Origin of the sequence: Campylobacter sp. LMG 7929, assembly GCF_024723595.1 — a bacterium.
GTDB lineage: Bacteria > Campylobacterota > Campylobacteria > Campylobacterales > Campylobacteraceae > Campylobacter_D.
The window spans coordinates 81,312-96,600 of record NZ_JANQCY010000004.1 but is presented as its reverse complement, the minus strand read 5'-3'; the positions used below and the strand labels follow the sequence as shown (position 1 = coordinate 96,600).

General features: G+C 30.2%; 16 protein-coding genes. 9 read left to right on the top strand and 7 right to left on the bottom strand.

Translation table 11 applies throughout. The features are described from left to right. The first annotated feature begins 19 nt into the window (after positions 1 to 19). From CAMP5118_RS03050 to acpS, 3 genes are all read left to right on the top strand, one after another. The gene (locus CAMP5118_RS03050; RefSeq protein ID WP_257403836.1) at positions 20 to 658 is read left to right on the top strand and encodes a helix-turn-helix transcriptional regulator; all 639 of its coding nucleotides are present in this window, start codon (positions 20 to 22) and stop codon (positions 656 to 658) included. A gap of 64 nt (positions 659 to 722) precedes the next feature. Further along, positions 723 to 1,268 carry a flagellar basal body-associated protein FliL gene (fliL, locus tag CAMP5118_RS03045; RefSeq protein ID WP_404842191.1) on the top strand — a complete coding sequence of 182 codons (546 nt, stop codon included), beginning with the start codon at positions 723 to 725 and terminating at the stop codon, positions 1,266 to 1,268. Continuing rightward, on the top strand, positions 1,268 to 1,624 hold the full coding sequence (gene acpS / locus CAMP5118_RS03040; RefSeq protein ID WP_214099858.1) for a holo-ACP synthase: 357 nt from the start codon (positions 1,268 to 1,270) through the stop codon (positions 1,622 to 1,624). The genes fliL and acpS overlap by 1 nt, the downstream gene beginning before the upstream one ends. A 10-nt stretch (positions 1,625 to 1,634) precedes the next feature. On the opposite strand, the gene fabG is transcribed toward acpS, so the two are convergent. Then, positions 1,635 to 2,378 carry a 3-oxoacyl-ACP reductase FabG gene (gene fabG, locus CAMP5118_RS03035; protein ID WP_263678455.1) on the bottom strand — a complete coding sequence of 248 codons (744 nt, stop codon included), beginning with the start codon at positions 2,376 to 2,378 and terminating at the stop codon, positions 1,635 to 1,637. Between the two features lie 14 nt (positions 2,379 to 2,392). Beyond that, positions 2,393 to 3,871, bottom strand: coding sequence for a 2,3-bisphosphoglycerate-independent phosphoglycerate mutase (gpmI, locus tag CAMP5118_RS03030; RefSeq protein WP_337216572.1), 1,479 nt, complete (start codon positions 3,869 to 3,871; stop codon positions 2,393 to 2,395). 45 nt (positions 3,872 to 3,916) lie between these two features. Here gpmI and mraY point away from each other — a divergent pair, with 45 nt between their 5' ends. Together mraY and murD are read left to right on the top strand one after the other, a co-directional pair. After that, positions 3,917 to 5,008: a phospho-N-acetylmuramoyl-pentapeptide-transferase gene (mraY, locus tag CAMP5118_RS03025; protein WP_442863223.1), complete on the top strand. Its 1,092-nt coding sequence runs from the start codon at positions 3,917 to 3,919 to the stop codon at positions 5,006 to 5,008. After that, a complete protein-coding gene (murD, locus tag CAMP5118_RS03020) occupies positions 5,008 to 6,207 on the top strand; it encodes a UDP-N-acetylmuramoyl-L-alanine--D-glutamate ligase (RefSeq protein ID WP_337216570.1) in 1,200 nt (399 codons plus the stop codon). Before mraY ends, murD begins: the two co-directional genes overlap by 1 nt. Here the strand turns inward: murD and CAMP5118_RS03015 are convergent. Further along, positions 6,199 to 7,062 (bottom strand): LysR family transcriptional regulator, encoded by an 864-nt coding sequence (locus tag CAMP5118_RS03015; protein WP_337216569.1) that lies wholly within the window; start codon positions 7,060 to 7,062, stop codon positions 6,199 to 6,201. The two genes, murD and CAMP5118_RS03015, sit on opposite strands and share 9 nt — an antisense overlap. 106 nt (positions 7,063 to 7,168) lie before the next feature. Between CAMP5118_RS03015 and CAMP5118_RS03010 the strand changes: the two genes are divergently transcribed. Continuing rightward, complete coding sequence (locus tag CAMP5118_RS03010) at positions 7,169 to 8,206, top strand: YeiH family protein (protein WP_337216568.1); 1,038 nt, start codon at positions 7,169 to 7,171, stop codon at positions 8,204 to 8,206. Between the two features lie 126 nt (positions 8,207 to 8,332). Beyond that, positions 8,333 to 8,935 (top strand): BspA family leucine-rich repeat surface protein, encoded by a 603-nt coding sequence (locus tag CAMP5118_RS03005; protein WP_337216567.1) that lies wholly within the window; start codon positions 8,333 to 8,335, stop codon positions 8,933 to 8,935. 12 nt (positions 8,936 to 8,947) lie between these two features. On the opposite strand, the gene CAMP5118_RS03000 is transcribed toward CAMP5118_RS03005, so the two are convergent. The 3 genes from CAMP5118_RS03000 to prfB are packed head-to-tail and all read right to left on the bottom strand — an operon-like array spanning position 8,948 to position 11,593. After that, a complete protein-coding gene (locus tag CAMP5118_RS03000) occupies positions 8,948 to 9,637 on the bottom strand; it encodes a potassium channel family protein (RefSeq protein WP_337216566.1) in 690 nt (229 codons plus the stop codon). Further along, positions 9,637 to 10,473 carry a universal stress protein gene (locus tag CAMP5118_RS02995; RefSeq protein WP_337216565.1) on the bottom strand — a complete coding sequence of 279 codons (837 nt, stop codon included), beginning with the start codon at positions 10,471 to 10,473 and terminating at the stop codon, positions 9,637 to 9,639. Before CAMP5118_RS02995 ends, CAMP5118_RS03000 begins: the two co-directional genes overlap by 1 nt. Before the next feature lie 19 nt (positions 10,474 to 10,492). Next, positions 10,493 to 11,593, bottom strand: a complete 1,101-nt coding sequence (gene prfB / locus CAMP5118_RS02990) for a peptide chain release factor 2 (RefSeq protein WP_039617474.1) — start codon at positions 11,591 to 11,593, stop codon at positions 10,493 to 10,495. A 78-nt stretch (positions 11,594 to 11,671) separates the two neighbouring features. Here prfB and rimO point away from each other — a divergent pair, with 78 nt between their 5' ends. Beyond that, on the top strand, positions 11,672 to 12,988 hold the full coding sequence (gene rimO, locus CAMP5118_RS02985; RefSeq protein ID WP_337216564.1) for a 30S ribosomal protein S12 methylthiotransferase RimO: 1,317 nt from the start codon (positions 11,672 to 11,674) through the stop codon (positions 12,986 to 12,988). Beyond that, positions 12,978 to 13,940: a tRNA lysidine(34) synthetase TilS gene (gene tilS, locus CAMP5118_RS02980; RefSeq protein WP_337216563.1), complete on the top strand. Its 963-nt coding sequence runs from the start codon at positions 12,978 to 12,980 to the stop codon at positions 13,938 to 13,940. Before rimO ends, tilS begins: the two co-directional genes overlap by 11 nt. Here tilS and CAMP5118_RS02975 read toward each other — a convergent pair. Continuing rightward, positions 13,921 to 15,288 (bottom strand): phosphomannomutase/phosphoglucomutase, encoded by a 1,368-nt coding sequence (locus CAMP5118_RS02975; protein ID WP_337216562.1) that lies wholly within the window; start codon positions 15,286 to 15,288, stop codon positions 13,921 to 13,923. The genes tilS and CAMP5118_RS02975 overlap by 20 nt on opposite strands. Between the last annotated feature and the right edge of the window lies 1 nt (position 15,289).

Genomic DNA, 15,289 nt, shown 5'->3' with positions numbered 1-15,289 from the left:
AATAAAAAAAGGAGAGCTTATGGATAAAGAAACAAGAACTTATTATATTAAATTAGTTAAATTTCTTGCAGAAGCCTTGGGTAGAAATTATGAAATAGTCTTGCACGATGTAAGCGAAGATGGAGCTAATATAGCAGAAATTGCTAATAACCATATTAGCAAAAGAACTATAAACTCACCTCTAACTGGTTTTGCCATTGAAATGATTAAAAATAAAATCTATTTAGAGCGTGATTACATAACACATTATAAAACTTCAGCTAAAAGCTCACAAGCAATGTCAGGCTCTACTTTTTTTATTAAAAAAGATGAAAAACTCGAAGGTTTGCTTTGTATTAATCATGATACCTCAGCGTTTAAAAAAATATCTGATGAAATTTTAAATCTTGGAAATATTTATGATAATGCTTATGAAAACCCTGAGCAAGAAAACAAAGAATATATTAAACTTGATTTAGAAGAAATTGTCGAAGATATTTCGGGTATGGATATAGAAAGTTTTAAAAATAAAAGCTTAAAACCAAAAGAAAAGCAAAAAATGATAGCTAGTTTATATGAAAAAGGTGTGTTTAATGTAAAAGGTGTTATTCCTAAGGTTGCTGAACTTTTAGGTATTTCTGAGCCTAGTGTTTATAGACATTTACAAAAGATTAAATAATCATAATTTAAAAAAATTGTAATTTTTGATACAATAACACTTTAAATTTAATAAAAGGAAAAATATGGCTGATGATATGATGGATGAACAAGGCGAATCAAAGAAAAAAGGTGGCAATACTTTAGTAATTATTATCGTTGTATTTTTATTTGTATTTTTACTTGTGATTGTAGGAGCGATTGCTTATTTAATGTTTAGCGGTGGTTCTGAAGAAAATCCTGCTCCACAAGCTGAAGAAAGCGCACAAGTTGCACAAGCTCCTAAGAAAACAAATGCAGTAGCAGCTAGAGGGAGTGACTATGCAAATATTGGGGTAATGTATCCTTTAGCACCTTTTACACTAAATTTGTTAAGTGATGGTGGATCAAGATATGTAAAATGCACCATTCAACTTGAACAAAATGTTGAAACTCTAACCCCAGAACTTGATAAAAAAGTTGCTATTATTAGAGATATTATCATTAGAACTTTAACTTCAAAAACCTTTGAAGAAGTAAGCACCACAAAGGGTAAAGAAAGATTAAAAGATGAATTAACCGGTAAAATCAATGAGGTTTTAACTGATGGTTTTATCAAAAATATTTATTTTACTGACTTTGTAGTATCTTAATGATAGGCTGTGACATAGTCGTATGCTCTCGCATAGAAAAAATTTATGAAAGACATAAAACGCTTTTCTTGGATAAATTTTTATCCAAGCAAGAGCAAAGTTATATAAAAAATACCAACACTCTAGCCGGATTTTGGGCTATTAAAGAAGCTGCTTCTAAGGCTTTGGGGGTTGGAATTTCTAAAGAATGTTCTTTTTTTGACATCATCATCTCTAAAGATAATAAAAATGCTCCACATATTAGTTTTTCTCAAAAAGTCATGCAAGAATTTAATATAAAATCAGCAAGTGTAAGCGTAGCACATGATGGGGGTTTTGCTATAGCAGTAGTGGCTATAGAAACTAAGCAAGGTTAAAACCTTGCTTTTACATATAAAGCCCGCCATTGACTTTTAAAATTTCTCCTGTGATATAAGAAGAATGATCGCTTAATAAAAACGCCACGGCTTGAGCTACCTCACTTGCATCCGCAAAGCGCTTTAAAGGGATATTATTAATATAATTTTGTTTTATTTCATCACTTAAAACTTCAGTCATATCACTTTTTATAAAACCTGGGGTAATGCAGTTATATCTTATATTTCTTGCTGCACCTTCTTTAGCAAAAGATTTTGTTAGTGCTATCATACCGCCTTTACTAGCACTATAATTAGTTTGGCCTGCATTTCCCATTTCTCCAACTATAGAAGCGATATTTACAACCGCGCCAAAACGCTTTTTACTCATAGTTTTTAATGCCTCTCTACAACCTAAAAAGCTTGAATTTAAATTAGCATTAATCACTGAAGAAAAATCATCCATACTCATTCTAAGCGCTAGTTTATCATTAGTAATACCTGCATTATTAACTAAGTAACTAAGCTCACCATCACTTTCTACTATAGTTGCAATAGCACTGATAAATTCTTCTTCGACACTTGCATCAAATTTAATCACAGCTGCAGTGCCACCACTTTTTTCTATCTCTTCTTTTAACGCATCAGCAAGTTCAGGCTTACTTCTATAATTAATCCAAACTTTTAAACCATGACTTGCTAATTCTTTAGCTATTGCTGCACCTATACCTTTACTTGCACCTGTTATTAAAACATTTTTTCCACTAAATTTCATTGTTCTCCTTTAAATTAAAATAAAGCCTCATCCATTTCTTTTGGGATAGGTAAGTTTAAAATTTTAAGCACGCTTGGTGCTATATTACTAAGCCCCATGCCTTCTTTAAGCTTTTCTACTCCTTTAGCTTCCACAAAAGCAAAAACATCAAAGGTCGTGTGATTAGTGAGCATATTTTCTTTTTCATCCCTCATTGCTTCACAATTTCCGTGATCTGAAGTAATAATGAAAGCATAATCATGCTCTCTTGCTTTAGCAATAACCCTACCCAAACACTCATCCACACATTCAACCGCACTAACTGCAGCTTCAAAATCACCCGTATGTCCTACCATATCACCATTTGCAAAATTTACTACGATAAAATCCATACCATTTTCTATACCCTTAATCACCTCATCTGCGACCTCTTTAGCACTCATTTGAGGTTTTTCATCGTATGTTTTTACCTTAGGACTTGGGATTAAAACTCTTGTTTCATTACACTCTAATTCTTCTTTTCCCCCATTAAAGAAAAAGGTTACATGAGCGTATTTTTCTGTCTCAGCTGTGTGAAGTTGGCTTAAATTTGCATTAGCTATCACAGAAGCTAAGGTATTATTTAATTCTTCTTTTTCAAACATCACAGGCAGTTTAAAACTCTCATCATACAAACTCATAGTAATAGCATTTTTTATAAGCACTTCTTTTGGAAATTCATTAAAACTTTCTTGGGTTAAAGAAGCAACTAATTGACGCATTCTATCATTTCTAAAATTGATAAAAATCACACCATCTTCAGCCTTAATCCCATCAAAGTTTTGACTAATAACTGGGGTTAAAAACTCATCTGTAATATTTTCATCATAGCTTTTTTGTATAAATTGCACAAAATCATCACACTTTTGTGCCTTAGCAAATAAAGCATCATAATAAGACTTAACCCTATCATAGCGCTTATCTCTATCCATAGCATAAAATCTTCCCGATAAAGAAGCAAAATTAATCCCTTCTTTTTCGCAAAATTCCTGTAAAGATTTTATAAATTCTAAACCTGAATTTGGAGGACAATCCCTACCATCACTAATTACATGCGCAAAAACTTCTTTATTTTCTTGCTTACAAATTTTTAAAAGCGCATTAAAATGTGTATGCATAGAATGCACCCCACCATCACTATAAAGCCCTATAATATGCACTCTTTTGCATTTTTGTAATAACTCTTTTAAAGCCTTATTATCTTTTAAAGTATCATTTTCTATGGCTTTATTTATCTTAACTAAATTTTGATAGATTATGCGTCCACTACCTATACACATATGCCCTACTTCGCTATTACCCATTTGACCTTCAGGTAGGCCAACTGCTAAACCGCTTGTTTTTATCAAAACATTAGGGGTATTTTCAAAAAGCTTATCATAAGTTGGCTTTTTAGCATGAAAAAAAGCATTATAGTTTGAATTTGTATTATGTCCTATACCATCTGTGATTATCAAAATACATTTTTGACTCATTTTTTACTCTTTTTTATAATTTATTTATGTGATTTTACTAAAATTATGCTTTTAAAAAACAAATACAAGGTTAAAATTTTGCTTTATCTTACAGAATATACAAATTATATGTTTTTTTCTTATATTAGCGTGCGTGCTGGTTTTGCATTTTTTATCGCTTTATTTTTGAGTTTGTATTTAATGCCAAAATTTATCAAATGGGCTCAAAATAAAAAAGCAAATCAACCTATTTATGAATACGCTCCACAATCACACCAAGCTAAATCTCACACCCCTACTATGGGTGGGCTTGTTTTTATCTTTGCTACTATCATAGCAAGTGTTTTAAGTGCTGATTTAAATAATAGTTTTGTAATTGTTGGATTATTATGTTTGGTATTATTTTGCACTATAGGTTTAGTGGATGATTTAGGGAAAATTTTAAAAAAAGACAATCATGCAGGGCTAAGCCCAAAAATGAAACTTCTAGGACAATTTAGTGCTGCTTTTATTTGTATTGGATTATTATATTTATTTGATATAAATACTGAATTTTATTTACCTTTTTACAAGCATGCTATTTTTGATGGTGGTATGTTTATGTTGTTTTTATGGATTTTAGTCATTGTATCAAGCTCTAATGCTGTGAATTTAACCGATGGACTTGATGGGCTTGCAACTGTGCCTTCTATATTTTCTCTTTTAAGCCTTGGTGCTTTTTTGTATTTAAGCGGAAATGCTATTTATAGCTCTTATTTATTTTTACCTAAAATTCAAGGCCTAGGAGAACTTGTGGTAATAAGCGCGGCTTTAGTTGGTGCGCTTATGGGATTTTTGTGGTATAACTGCTATCCTGCGCAAGTTTTTATGGGAGATAGTGGGAGTTTAAGTATAGGAGCTTTTTTAGGTTATCTTGGTATAGTAAGTAAAAATGAAATTTTACTTTTGCTTATAGGTTTTGTATTTGTTTTAGAAACTATTTCAGTGATTTTACAAGTAGGAAGTTTTAAAATCTTTAATAAAAGAGTTTTTAAAATGGCACCCATTCATCATCATTTTGAAAAAATAGGTTGGGTGGAAAATAAAATCATCGTGCGTTTTTGGATGATAGCCTTACTTGCAAATATCATTGCATTAATTAGTATAAAGTTAAGATAATGAAAATTTCACTTTTTGGATACGGAAAAACAACTAAAGCTTTTGCACAGCGTTTTGGAAATTGCGATATTTATGATGATCATTTTGCAAGTATAAGTAAAGATGAATTTAATAATACACTTTTACCACCTTGTGAATTTGATCCTTTAAAAAGTGACTTAGAAATTCCAAGTCCTGGCTTTCCAAATGATCATTCTCTCATACAGCAAGCAAGAAATTTAAGTAGCGAGTATGATTTTTTTTATGATGGCATGCCAAAAAGTGTTTGGATAAGCGGAACAAATGGCAAAACCACCACCACCCAAATGACACACCATCTTTTAAAACACATTAACGTACAAATGGGAGCAAACATAGGAACTCCTTTAGCACAAATGGATATTAGTGCTAAATTATGGATTTTGGAAAGTTCATCTTTTTCGCTTTTTTACACCAAAGTAGCTAAACCTGAAATTTATGCACTTTTACCTATCACACCTGATCATATTTCTTGGCATAAAAGCTTTGAAAATTATGAGCAAGCCAAGCTTAGCGTGCTTGAAAGAATGAATGAAAATGATGTAGTAATTTTACCTAAAAAGTATGAGGCTTATCCAACTCATGCTTATGTTATAAGCTATGAAGATGAGCAAGATTTAGCTAAAAAAATGCAAATTGACTTAGAAAAAATTCATTTTAAAACCCCATTTTTACTTGATGCACTTATTGCCTTAAGTATAGAAAAAATTATACTAGATCGTTGCTCTTATGAGCTTTTAAACGAGTTTAAGATAGAAAAAAACAAACTTGAAGAAATATTTGATCATAAAAATAGACTTTGGGTAAATGATACCAAAGCGACTAACCTGGATGCTAGTTTAGCTGCTCTTAAACGCTATAAGGATAAAAAAATTCATCTTATCATAGGTGGGGATGATAAGGGAGTGAATTTAAGTGCTTTATTTGCTTTTATGAAAGAGCTTAATATAGAGCTTTATGCCATAGGAAAAAGCACCAATAAAATACTTGATTATGCTAAAAATGCTAATTTAAAAGCACATTTTTGTGAGTTTTTACCTAAAGCGGTAGAAAAAATCAATCAAAACTTAACTAATGATGAAGTAGCCCTACTAAGCCCTGCTTGTGCAAGCTTAGATCAGTTTAAGTCTTATGAAGAAAGAGGAGAGCTTTTTAAAAAATGTATTCAAGAATTAAGCTAAATCTTTTTGAATGCAAAGTTTTAAAAACTCACATAAATTTATAAACTTATTGCTTGGTTCTTTATTTTTATGATAAATCAAGCAAAGCTCTCTTGAAATTCTAAAATTTTTTAATCTTATTTCAAATAAACTTTTAGCTTCAAGCTCTTCTTTAACACTAAATTTAGGTAAAACTGCTAAAAATTTACCTTTTTTAACTAACTCTTTTATCATAGCAGTTGAGTTTAACTCATAAACCAAATTAAGCTTTACATCTTTAGGTAAAGCATTTAAAAACACTTCTTTTGCACCTGAACCTTGCTCGCGACTTAGCCATTTAAAATCCTTTAACTCATCTATGAAAAATTCTTTTTTTAAGTCATTTTTACTCACTACAATAAGCTCATCATCACAAATTTTAATCTTTTTTATATCCTTATCTTTGCAAATCCCTTCAATCAAACCTATATCGATTTCTTTATCTAAAATATCTTTGATGATATTTTGGCTATTATCCAAGGACAAATTTAACTTGATATTTTCTGCCTTTTGATCTAAAAAAGATCCTAGTAAATAAGTGCCTACATTTTGACTCACTTTCATACTTATTTCATAGCTTTGATCATCTTGCATTGCTTTTTCTATGCGCTCAAATTCTAAAATTAAAGGAGTGATTTGTTTTAAAAAAACCTTTCCTTTTTCATTTAAGCTTAAAAATTTAGCATTTCTATCAAAAAGCTTGGTGTTTAAACTTTTTTCAAGTTCAAATATAGCTAAAGACAAAGCAGATTGGGTTATATTTAATTCTTTAGCACAAGCTCTTAAGTTTAAATTTCTACACAAGGCTTGAAAATATTTTATTTGTTTAAAAGTCATAAGTACTCTTTTGATAAATATTTTTAATCATTATATCAAATAAAATTAATTTTACTTATCACAAAAAAATCATTAAGATTACAAAAAAACAAAAAAAGGAAAACTCATGCATAAAAATATATATAAACATAGAAAATTTGAAGCTTTTTTACTGCTTTTTACTCTTGCTTTTTGTGCTTTTGCTATTTCTGAGCTTAATTTTTTTAAAAATCTTGGAATTTCAGCTTTAATCGTAGCTGTGATTTTGGGAGCTTTAATAGGAAATTTAGCACATCAAAATGCAAATTTACTCAAAAAATCAGGAGTTTTAGGCATAGCAACAAAAGAAATTTTAAGACTTGGGATTATACTTTATGGTTTTAGAATTACTTTTAATGATTTAGAAAAAGTTGGATTAAATGGGATTTTGCTAGCATTTTTAGTGGTATTTTCTACCTTTTTTATGGGACTTTTACTGGGAAAATTATTTAAACTTGATCTTAAAGAAAGCATACTTATAAGTAGTGGCTCAAGCATTTGTGGAGCAGCTGCTGTGATGGCTAGTGAAAGCATTGTTAAAGGTGGCTCTGCTAAAGTTGGCGTGGCAGTTTGCACTGTGGTTGTGTTTGGAACTTTGGGGATGTTTTTATATCCTTTGGCTTGGAATTTAGGCTGGTTTGATTTTTTTAGTTTAAAGCAAATGGGGTATTTCATGGGAGCAAGCTTGCATGAAGTTGCACATGCTGTTGCAGCAGGTGAAGCTGTGCAAGCAGGAGATGGTGCTGTCATAGAAAAAATGATGCGTGTTTTAATGCTAGTGCCTTTTTTGATTTTCTTAGGTCTTTTTTCATTGAAATTTCTAAACAAAAATAATGAAAAAATTTCCATTAAAGCAAATATTCCTTATTTTGCTTTGTGGTTTTTATTTGCTTGTGGTATTAGCTCACTTGAAATATTAAATACAGATTTTGCGCTTAATTATATAAAACCAAGCATACAAACCATAGACACGCTTTTACTTTCTATGGCCATGGTAGCTTTGGGAGTAAATATCCATAAAAATGTTTTAAAAAATGCAGGTTTTAAACCATTTTTAATGGCATTGTTGCTTTTTATATGGTTAATCTTTATATCAATTAGCTTAATTTTCCTATTAAATTTATAATATGTTTCATTATGAAACATATTATAGTATTTTATACTTTTTTATTAATTTAATATTTATTTTTACTACTTTATATTTAAATAATATTATAATTATATTGTAATAAACATCCAAAAAGGAGCTAACATGTTTACGCCTAAAACTAAATGTGAATTAGTTGCTCTTGTTAGAGAAGAGCTTATTGCCTTAGATGAAATCGATATAAGCTTAATTACGGATATGTCTTATTTATTCTATTATTCCACTAGAACTAACTTTGATGGTATAGAAAAATGGGATGTATCAAATGTTAAAGATATGTCTTATATGTTTTATTGCTGCAAAAGTTTTAATCATGATATTTCTAAATGGAATGTTAAAAATGTTGAAAACATGGAAGGAATGTTTTTTGATTGTGAATCTTTTGATCAAGACTTATCTTCTTGGAATATGTCAAATGTAAAAGATACTAAATATATGTTTTGTAATTGTCTTAAATTTAACCATAAAGTAGAAAATTGGGATGTGCATAATGCCATTACAATGGCACATATGTTTGAAAATTGCAAACAATTTGATCAAGATTTATCAAGATGGGATGTACATAATGCTAAAACAATGGCATTTTTATTGCATAATTGTACTAATTTTCACTATGATGTTAAAAAATTAGATATTAATAAAAATTGCAATATCCAAAAAATACTAGGACATGAAGAAATACAAAATCAATACGCTATAAAATATTAATTATAAGGTAAGCTATTGCTTACCTACTTGGTTAATCCAAAGCCCCATAGCAATCACAACAATAACCTGCCCTAAAAATCCTTGAAATACGCTAAATAATCTTAGCAAAGAACTAACCGGCGTTACATCACCAAAGCCTATCGTTAGCATAGTAACTCCGCTAAAATAATAACAATCAACCAAACCTTTTATTCTATTTTGAATTTGAGGTTTTAACTCATCATTTAAAGACCAAAAATTATGAATTCCTCTTATAGGTGTTTGAAATTGCACTTCTATAACTTTTTCTTGCAAATCCGCAATATCTAAATTTTCATTTTTTTGAGTAGCAATTAACATTCTATTATAATTATCTACATCACAAGAAAAATAATACAAATTCCCATACGCAAACCATATCAAAACATATGCATATAAAATAATAAAAAATTTTTCTTTAATATTAATCTTTCCACTAAAAGCAGCCCAAATACTAATAAACAAAAAAACCATCAATGCTATAGCCACCATAATAGGAATAATATTTAAAATTAAAAATAAAATTTCAGAAGTAATTTTACCTGTTGCATAAATAGCAAGTTCATCAAATAAAAAACTACAAAACAAAGGCACCATAGCAAGCAAAGTCCAAACAAAAAGAAATTGTTTGGTACTTTTGTGATAAATGCTAATATAATGATTTAAAAGTCTATGGTGCAACATTAGCGAATCAGCAATAAGGGTTTTTTAGCCTTAGTTAAAATATCATTTGTCAAACTACCAAATAAAATACTTTTTAACCAGTGATGTGAATAAGCTCCCATAATCAATAAATCTATATCATTTTGCTCACCAAAATCAAATAAAGCTTGAGTAATCTCTCCATTTAAATGCTGAGTTTGCACATTTAAATTTGCTTCTTTAAAAATTTGACTTACTTGAGTTAATAACTCATAAGAAGCTTTTTCATCTTTAGATACATTTACTACATAACGTTTTGCTTCTTTGAAAATAGGTCTTTTAATGGCTTGCTCTATGGCTTTTTTAGCCAAATTACTCCCATCATAAGCCATCATCACACTTTTAATCTCTTTAAAAGCAGAATTTACAAGCAAAATAGGCACATTTAAAGCTCTTACTAATTCTTCTGTATGAATGCCTATTTTATTTTTCTTACCACCGCCTTTTAAACCTGCTATGGCTAATCTTATTTGATCATTATATTCTTTTAAAACTTCTTCTAAGTCTCCATCTCTTTGCACGCTAAAACATTCTTTTACGCCTTGTTCTTTTGCATAAGCACAAAATTCTTCTAAAATTCTTTGCCCTTTTTTGCAAAGATTTTCATTTTTTTGGCTTTGCTCTTCTACTAAATCTTCAATCACACACCCACTAGCACCTATACCAAAACTACAAGCTAATTCAGCATTAGTAAAATTTGGTTCTATGGTATATAAAAACATTAAAGGTAGATCTAGCTCTTTAGCTAAATACACTCCATAATGCAAACTTTCCCTACAAGGCTCTAAAACATCCACACAAACTAGAATTTTTTCCATTTAATATCCTTTTGTAGTATTAATCTTGTGCTTTTTGCGCTATTAAAACACCTTCTATGATTTTTTTAATATCCCCATCTAAGATATTATCAACCTGCGAAAAAGCTTCATTTGAGCGTGTGTCTTTGACTTGTTGATAAGGAAAAAGCACATAAGAGCGGATTTGATGACCCCAGCCTATCTCACTTTTTTCGCTTGAATTTGCTTCATCTTGTTGTTTCATAAGCTCAAGCTCATAAAGGCGTGATTTTAGCATTTTAAAGGCTGTGGCTTTGTTTTTGTGTTGGCTTCTATCGTTTTGACATTGCACTACTATACCACTTGGCATATGAGTTATGCGCACTGCTGATTCAGTTTTATTAACATGTTGTCCACCTGCTCCGCTTGCTCTATAATAATCAATCCTTATATCTTTTTCTTCAATTTCTATTTCTATATCATCATCAAGTTCAGGAGAAACCATCACACTAGAAAAACTCGTATGACGGCGTCCTGCACTATCAAATGGAGAAGTTCTTACTAAACGATGAATGCCATTTTCAGCTTTTAAATACCCATAAGCATTTTCACCTTTTACTAAAAAGCTAACATCTTTAAGCCCTGCTTCTTCGCCTTCTTGAAAGTCAAGTGTTTCTACTTTAAAACCTTCTCTTTCGCAAAATCTCAAATACATCCTATAAAGCATGCTAGCCCAGTCATTACTCTCCGTTCCACCTGCTCCTGGATGAATGGAAACTATGGCGTTTTTACCATCATTTTCCCCGCTTAAAAGCATAGAAATTTCAAGATTTACGATAAGATCTTCTAGCTTATTTGCATCTTCAAATAAAGCTTCTATAGTATCTAAATCATTTTCACTATTAGCAAGATCAAAAAGCTCACTTGCATCATTTAAAGCATTGTTTGCATTTTCATAATTTTTAAGTAAATTTGAAATTTTAGTTTTTTCTTTACCTATCACTCCTGCTTGTTTTACATCACTCCAAAAAGAAGGAGAATTTTCTAAATTTTCTATTTCTTTTAATCTTGCTTTTATCTCTTCAGGCTTGATGATAGAAGCGATATTTCCAACTTTGTTTTTTAATTTTTTTAAAAGTTCGCTGTATTCGTAATTATCCATAAAAATTTTCTTTCTAATTTTTGATATAATTTAATCTTATAATTTTAGCAAAAAAATAAAACATTTAAAGTGAGAAATATGCCAAAACTTTTTTTAATGTCTTTAGGTTGTAATAAAAATTTAGTTGATAGTGAAATCATGCTTGGAAGATTAAGTGATTATGAAATTTGCGATGAGCCAAGCATAGCTGATGTTTTGATTGTAAATACCTGTGGCTTTATAGATAGTGCTAAAAAAGAAAGCATAAATGCGATTTTAGACTTACACGAGCAAAGAAAAAAAGATTCATTGTTAGTTGTAACAGGATGTTTAATGCAACGCTACCGCGAGGAATTAATGAAAGAACTACCTGAAGTTGATCTTTTTACCGGTGTGGGAAATTATGAAAAAATTGATGAAATGATACTTAAAAAAACTAACCTTTTTTCAAATTCTACTTACTTGCAAGATAAAAATACAAATCGTGTGATCACAGGATCAAACTATCATGCTTTTATCAAAATAGCTGAAGGATGTAATCAAAAATGTTCATTTTGCGCCATACCAAGCTTTAAAGGCAAGCTTAAATCAAGAAGCTTAGAAAGTATTGTAAATGAAGTAAAAGAACTTGTTAAAAAAGGCTATAAAGACTTTTCTTTTATCGCTCAAGATACAAGTTCGTATTTATTTGATCAAGGTCAAAAAGATGGACTTTTAAAGCTTATTGAGGCTATAGAAAATATCCAAGGTGTAAAGGCTGCTAGAATTTTATATCTATATCCAACAAGCATTAGTAAAGAAGTGATAGAAAAAATCATTCAATCAAAAGTTTTTGTAAATTATTTTGACATGCCTTTACAACACATCAGCGATAATATGCTTAAAATCATGAAACGCGGAGCTAATAAAGCTAAATTAATCGAGCTTTTAAATTTAATGAAACAAGCTCCAAATTCATTTTTACGCACAGGTTTTATAGTAGGACACCCTGGAGAGAGCGATGAGGATTTTGAAGAATTATGCGCTTTTATAAAAGAATTTGGTTTTGATAGAATTAGTGTTTTTGCTTATTCTAAAGAAGAAGATACTGCAGCTTTTGACATGGAACAAATTCCTAGTAAAATCATCAATGCAAGATTAAAAGTGATAGAAAAAATTGTTGATGAATGCATAGAAAAAAGCTTTAATCAACAAATTGGTAAAAAAATCTTAGCATTTTGTGAAGGTCAAAGTTCTGAAGGAGAATTTTTCATCGGTGCAAAAGATTTGCGTTGGGATAGAGATATAGATGGAGAAATTCTCATCAATGAAAGTGATTGTGGCGATTTAGAAATGGGTGAGCTTTATGAGTGTGAAATCACACAGAGCTTAGATAAAAAACTCATTGCAAAAGCTTTAAGAAAGCTTGATGATTGATAGCAAATATTTAAATCATTTAAAGCAAGGGAGAAATCTTTTAGCGTTTTCTCACGGGAGTGATTCTAGTGCTTTATTTTTCATGCTTTTCGAAAAAAACATAGATTTTGACCTTGCTTTTATAAACTACAAAACTCGCAAAAATAGCGATAAAGAAGAACAAAGTGCTAAAGAATTAGCCAAGCGTTTTCATAAAAAAATTTATATCAAAACCGCACCCAAAATAACAAAAAATTTCGAAGCTTGCGCAAGAGCTTTGCGTTATGAGTTTTTTGAAGAGCTTTGCAAAAATCACTCTTATGATAATCTTTTACTAGCTCATCATTTAAATGATAAACTAGAATGGTTTTTAATGCAATTTTCTAAAGGTGCAGGGCTTAGAGAATTACTTGGTTTTAAAGATATTGAAAAAAGAAAATATTTTACCATCATAAGACCCTTGCTTGAAATTCCAAAAGAAGAAATTTCAAACTACCTAAAAGAAAACAATATCACTTATTTTCATGATGAGAGTAATGATGATGAAAAATATTTTAGAAATTTCATACGCAAAAATTTTGCTAATGAGTTTTTAAAGCTTTATCCAAATGGAGTAAAAAAAAGCTTTAAATACCTAGAAAAAGACTTAAAAGAAGAAAATATTTGTGAATTTAAAAATATTTACATCACTCATAAAGATGAAAGTTTAATCGCAAAATGCTTTAAAAAACTTGGAGTACTTTTAAGCGCCAAACAAAGACAAGAAGCTTTAAAAGGCGATGGAGTGATTTCACATAAAATAGGCATTGTTTATATACAAGAAAAAGTATTGATTTTTCCTTTTATAAGTTGTGAGAAAATGCCGAAAGAATTTAAAGAAATTTATAGAAAAGCAAAAATCCCTAAACTCTTAAGAGCATATTTATACACAAAAAATATTGATGCAAAAGAACTTATGCAAGCTCTTTTATGATTTCTTCAAAAAGTTCTTTTACTCTTGCTTCTAAAAAGTCTTTAAATTCAGCGCTTGTAGCTTCGGTGCGCATGATAAGATATGGACTTGTATTAGAAGCACGCAAAAGCGCCCAGCCTTCTTTAAAGGTAATTCTAACTCCGTCAATTTCATTGCAATCAAGCACATTTTCAAAAGCGTTTGCTTTTACTTTTTCTTTAAATTTTTCTATGATTTGGAATTTATTTTCCTCACTAACTTTAAGCTTAATCTCTTCACTTGCATAAAGTTTTGGCAATTCTTTAACTAATTTTTCTATATCAAAACCATTTACTAAAAGCTCTAAAGTTCTTAAAAATGCATAAATTCCATCATCATAACCAAAATATCTATCTTTAAAGAAAATATGCCCACTAAGCTCTGCTGCTATGTCGATATTTTGTTCTTTCATCATTTTTTTAATATTAGAATGCCCAGTCTTACCCATCATGATAAAACCAAATTTAGCTACCTCATCGAAAAGATTTTTAGAACATTTTACTTCACCTAAAACTCTAGGATTTTTTATATTTTTAGCAAATAAATAGCAAAGCTCATCGCCCTTAAACACATAATCTTTACTTGCGACTACTAAACGATCTCCATCTCCATCAAAAGCAAAGCCCATTTTTGCATTTTCATTTTCTTTTAGCGCAACTTGCAATGCGTGTAAATTTTCAAGCTCTGTTGGATCAGGTGCATGATTTGAGAAATTTCCATCAGGATTTTCAAATAAAATTTGTGCATTAAGATTTAATTTTTCCACCAAAGGCTTTATAATCACTCCAGTGGCTCCATTTGCACAATCAATAATGATTTTTTCTTTATAGCCCTTAAGATGTGAAAAATGCTTAGCTAAAAAGTCTATATATAAGCTTTTAACATCATAATTTTCATATCTTAAATCATCATTGATTTCAAGTTCTAAATACTCTTGCACTTTTAAAGAAAGTTTTTTCAAATCAGCACCAAAAAAACTTTCTTTGTTAATCGTGATTTTAAAGCCATTGTATTCTTTTGGGTTGTGCGAGCCTGTTATCATGATGTTTGCATCAAAAATTTCATCGAAAAACAAGCTAAAATAACCCATAGGAGTTGGTGCTAAGCCTATATTGAAAACTTGCATATTAGCTTTATTTAAACCACTGATTAAATAGTTAAAAAGTTCATTTGCACTATATCTTGCATCATAACCTACGCTTACTTTCTCACAACCTCTTGCTTTCATTTCTAAACCCAAGGCATAACCTATAGCTTTTACACTTTTTTCATTCAACTCACTTGGGTAAAGCCCTCTTATATCATACTCTCTAAAAATCAAATCTAACATT

Coding starts and splice junctions, on each gene's coding strand:
- CAMP5118_RS03050 (WP_257403836.1), top strand. CDS start 20: ATGGATAAAGAAACAAGAACTTATTATATTAAATTAGTTAAATTTCTT.
- fliL (WP_404842191.1), top strand. CDS start 723: ATGGCTGATGATATGATGGATGAACAAGGCGAATCAAAGAAAAAAGGT.
- acpS (WP_214099858.1), top strand. CDS start 1,268: ATGATAGGCTGTGACATAGTCGTATGCTCTCGCATAGAAAAAATTTAT.
- fabG (WP_263678455.1), bottom strand. CDS start 2,378: ATGAAATTTAGTGGAAAAAATGTTTTAATAACAGGTGCAAGTAAAGGT.
- gpmI (WP_337216572.1), bottom strand. CDS start 3,871: ATGAGTCAAAAATGTATTTTGATAATCACAGATGGTATAGGACATAAT.
- mraY (WP_442863223.1), top strand. CDS start 3,917: ATGCTTTTAAAAAACAAATACAAGGTTAAAATTTTGCTTTATCTTACA.
- murD (WP_337216570.1), top strand. CDS start 5,008: ATGAAAATTTCACTTTTTGGATACGGAAAAACAACTAAAGCTTTTGCA.
- CAMP5118_RS03015 (WP_337216569.1), bottom strand. CDS start 7,062: ATGACTTTTAAACAAATAAAATATTTTCAAGCCTTGTGTAGAAATTTA.
- CAMP5118_RS03010 (WP_337216568.1), top strand. CDS start 7,169: ATGCATAAAAATATATATAAACATAGAAAATTTGAAGCTTTTTTACTG.
- CAMP5118_RS03005 (WP_337216567.1), top strand. CDS start 8,333: ATGTTTACGCCTAAAACTAAATGTGAATTAGTTGCTCTTGTTAGAGAA.
- CAMP5118_RS03000 (WP_337216566.1), bottom strand. CDS start 9,637: ATGTTGCACCATAGACTTTTAAATCATTATATTAGCATTTATCACAAA.
- CAMP5118_RS02995 (WP_337216565.1), bottom strand. CDS start 10,473: ATGGAAAAAATTCTAGTTTGTGTGGATGTTTTAGAGCCTTGTAGGGAA.
- prfB (WP_039617474.1), bottom strand. CDS start 11,593: ATGGATAATTACGAATACAGCGAACTTTTAAAAAAATTAAAAAACAAA.
- rimO (WP_337216564.1), top strand. CDS start 11,672: ATGCCAAAACTTTTTTTAATGTCTTTAGGTTGTAATAAAAATTTAGTT.
- CAMP5118_RS02975 (WP_337216562.1), bottom strand. CDS start 15,288: ATGTTAGATTTGATTTTTAGAGAGTATGATATAAGAGGGCTTTACCCA.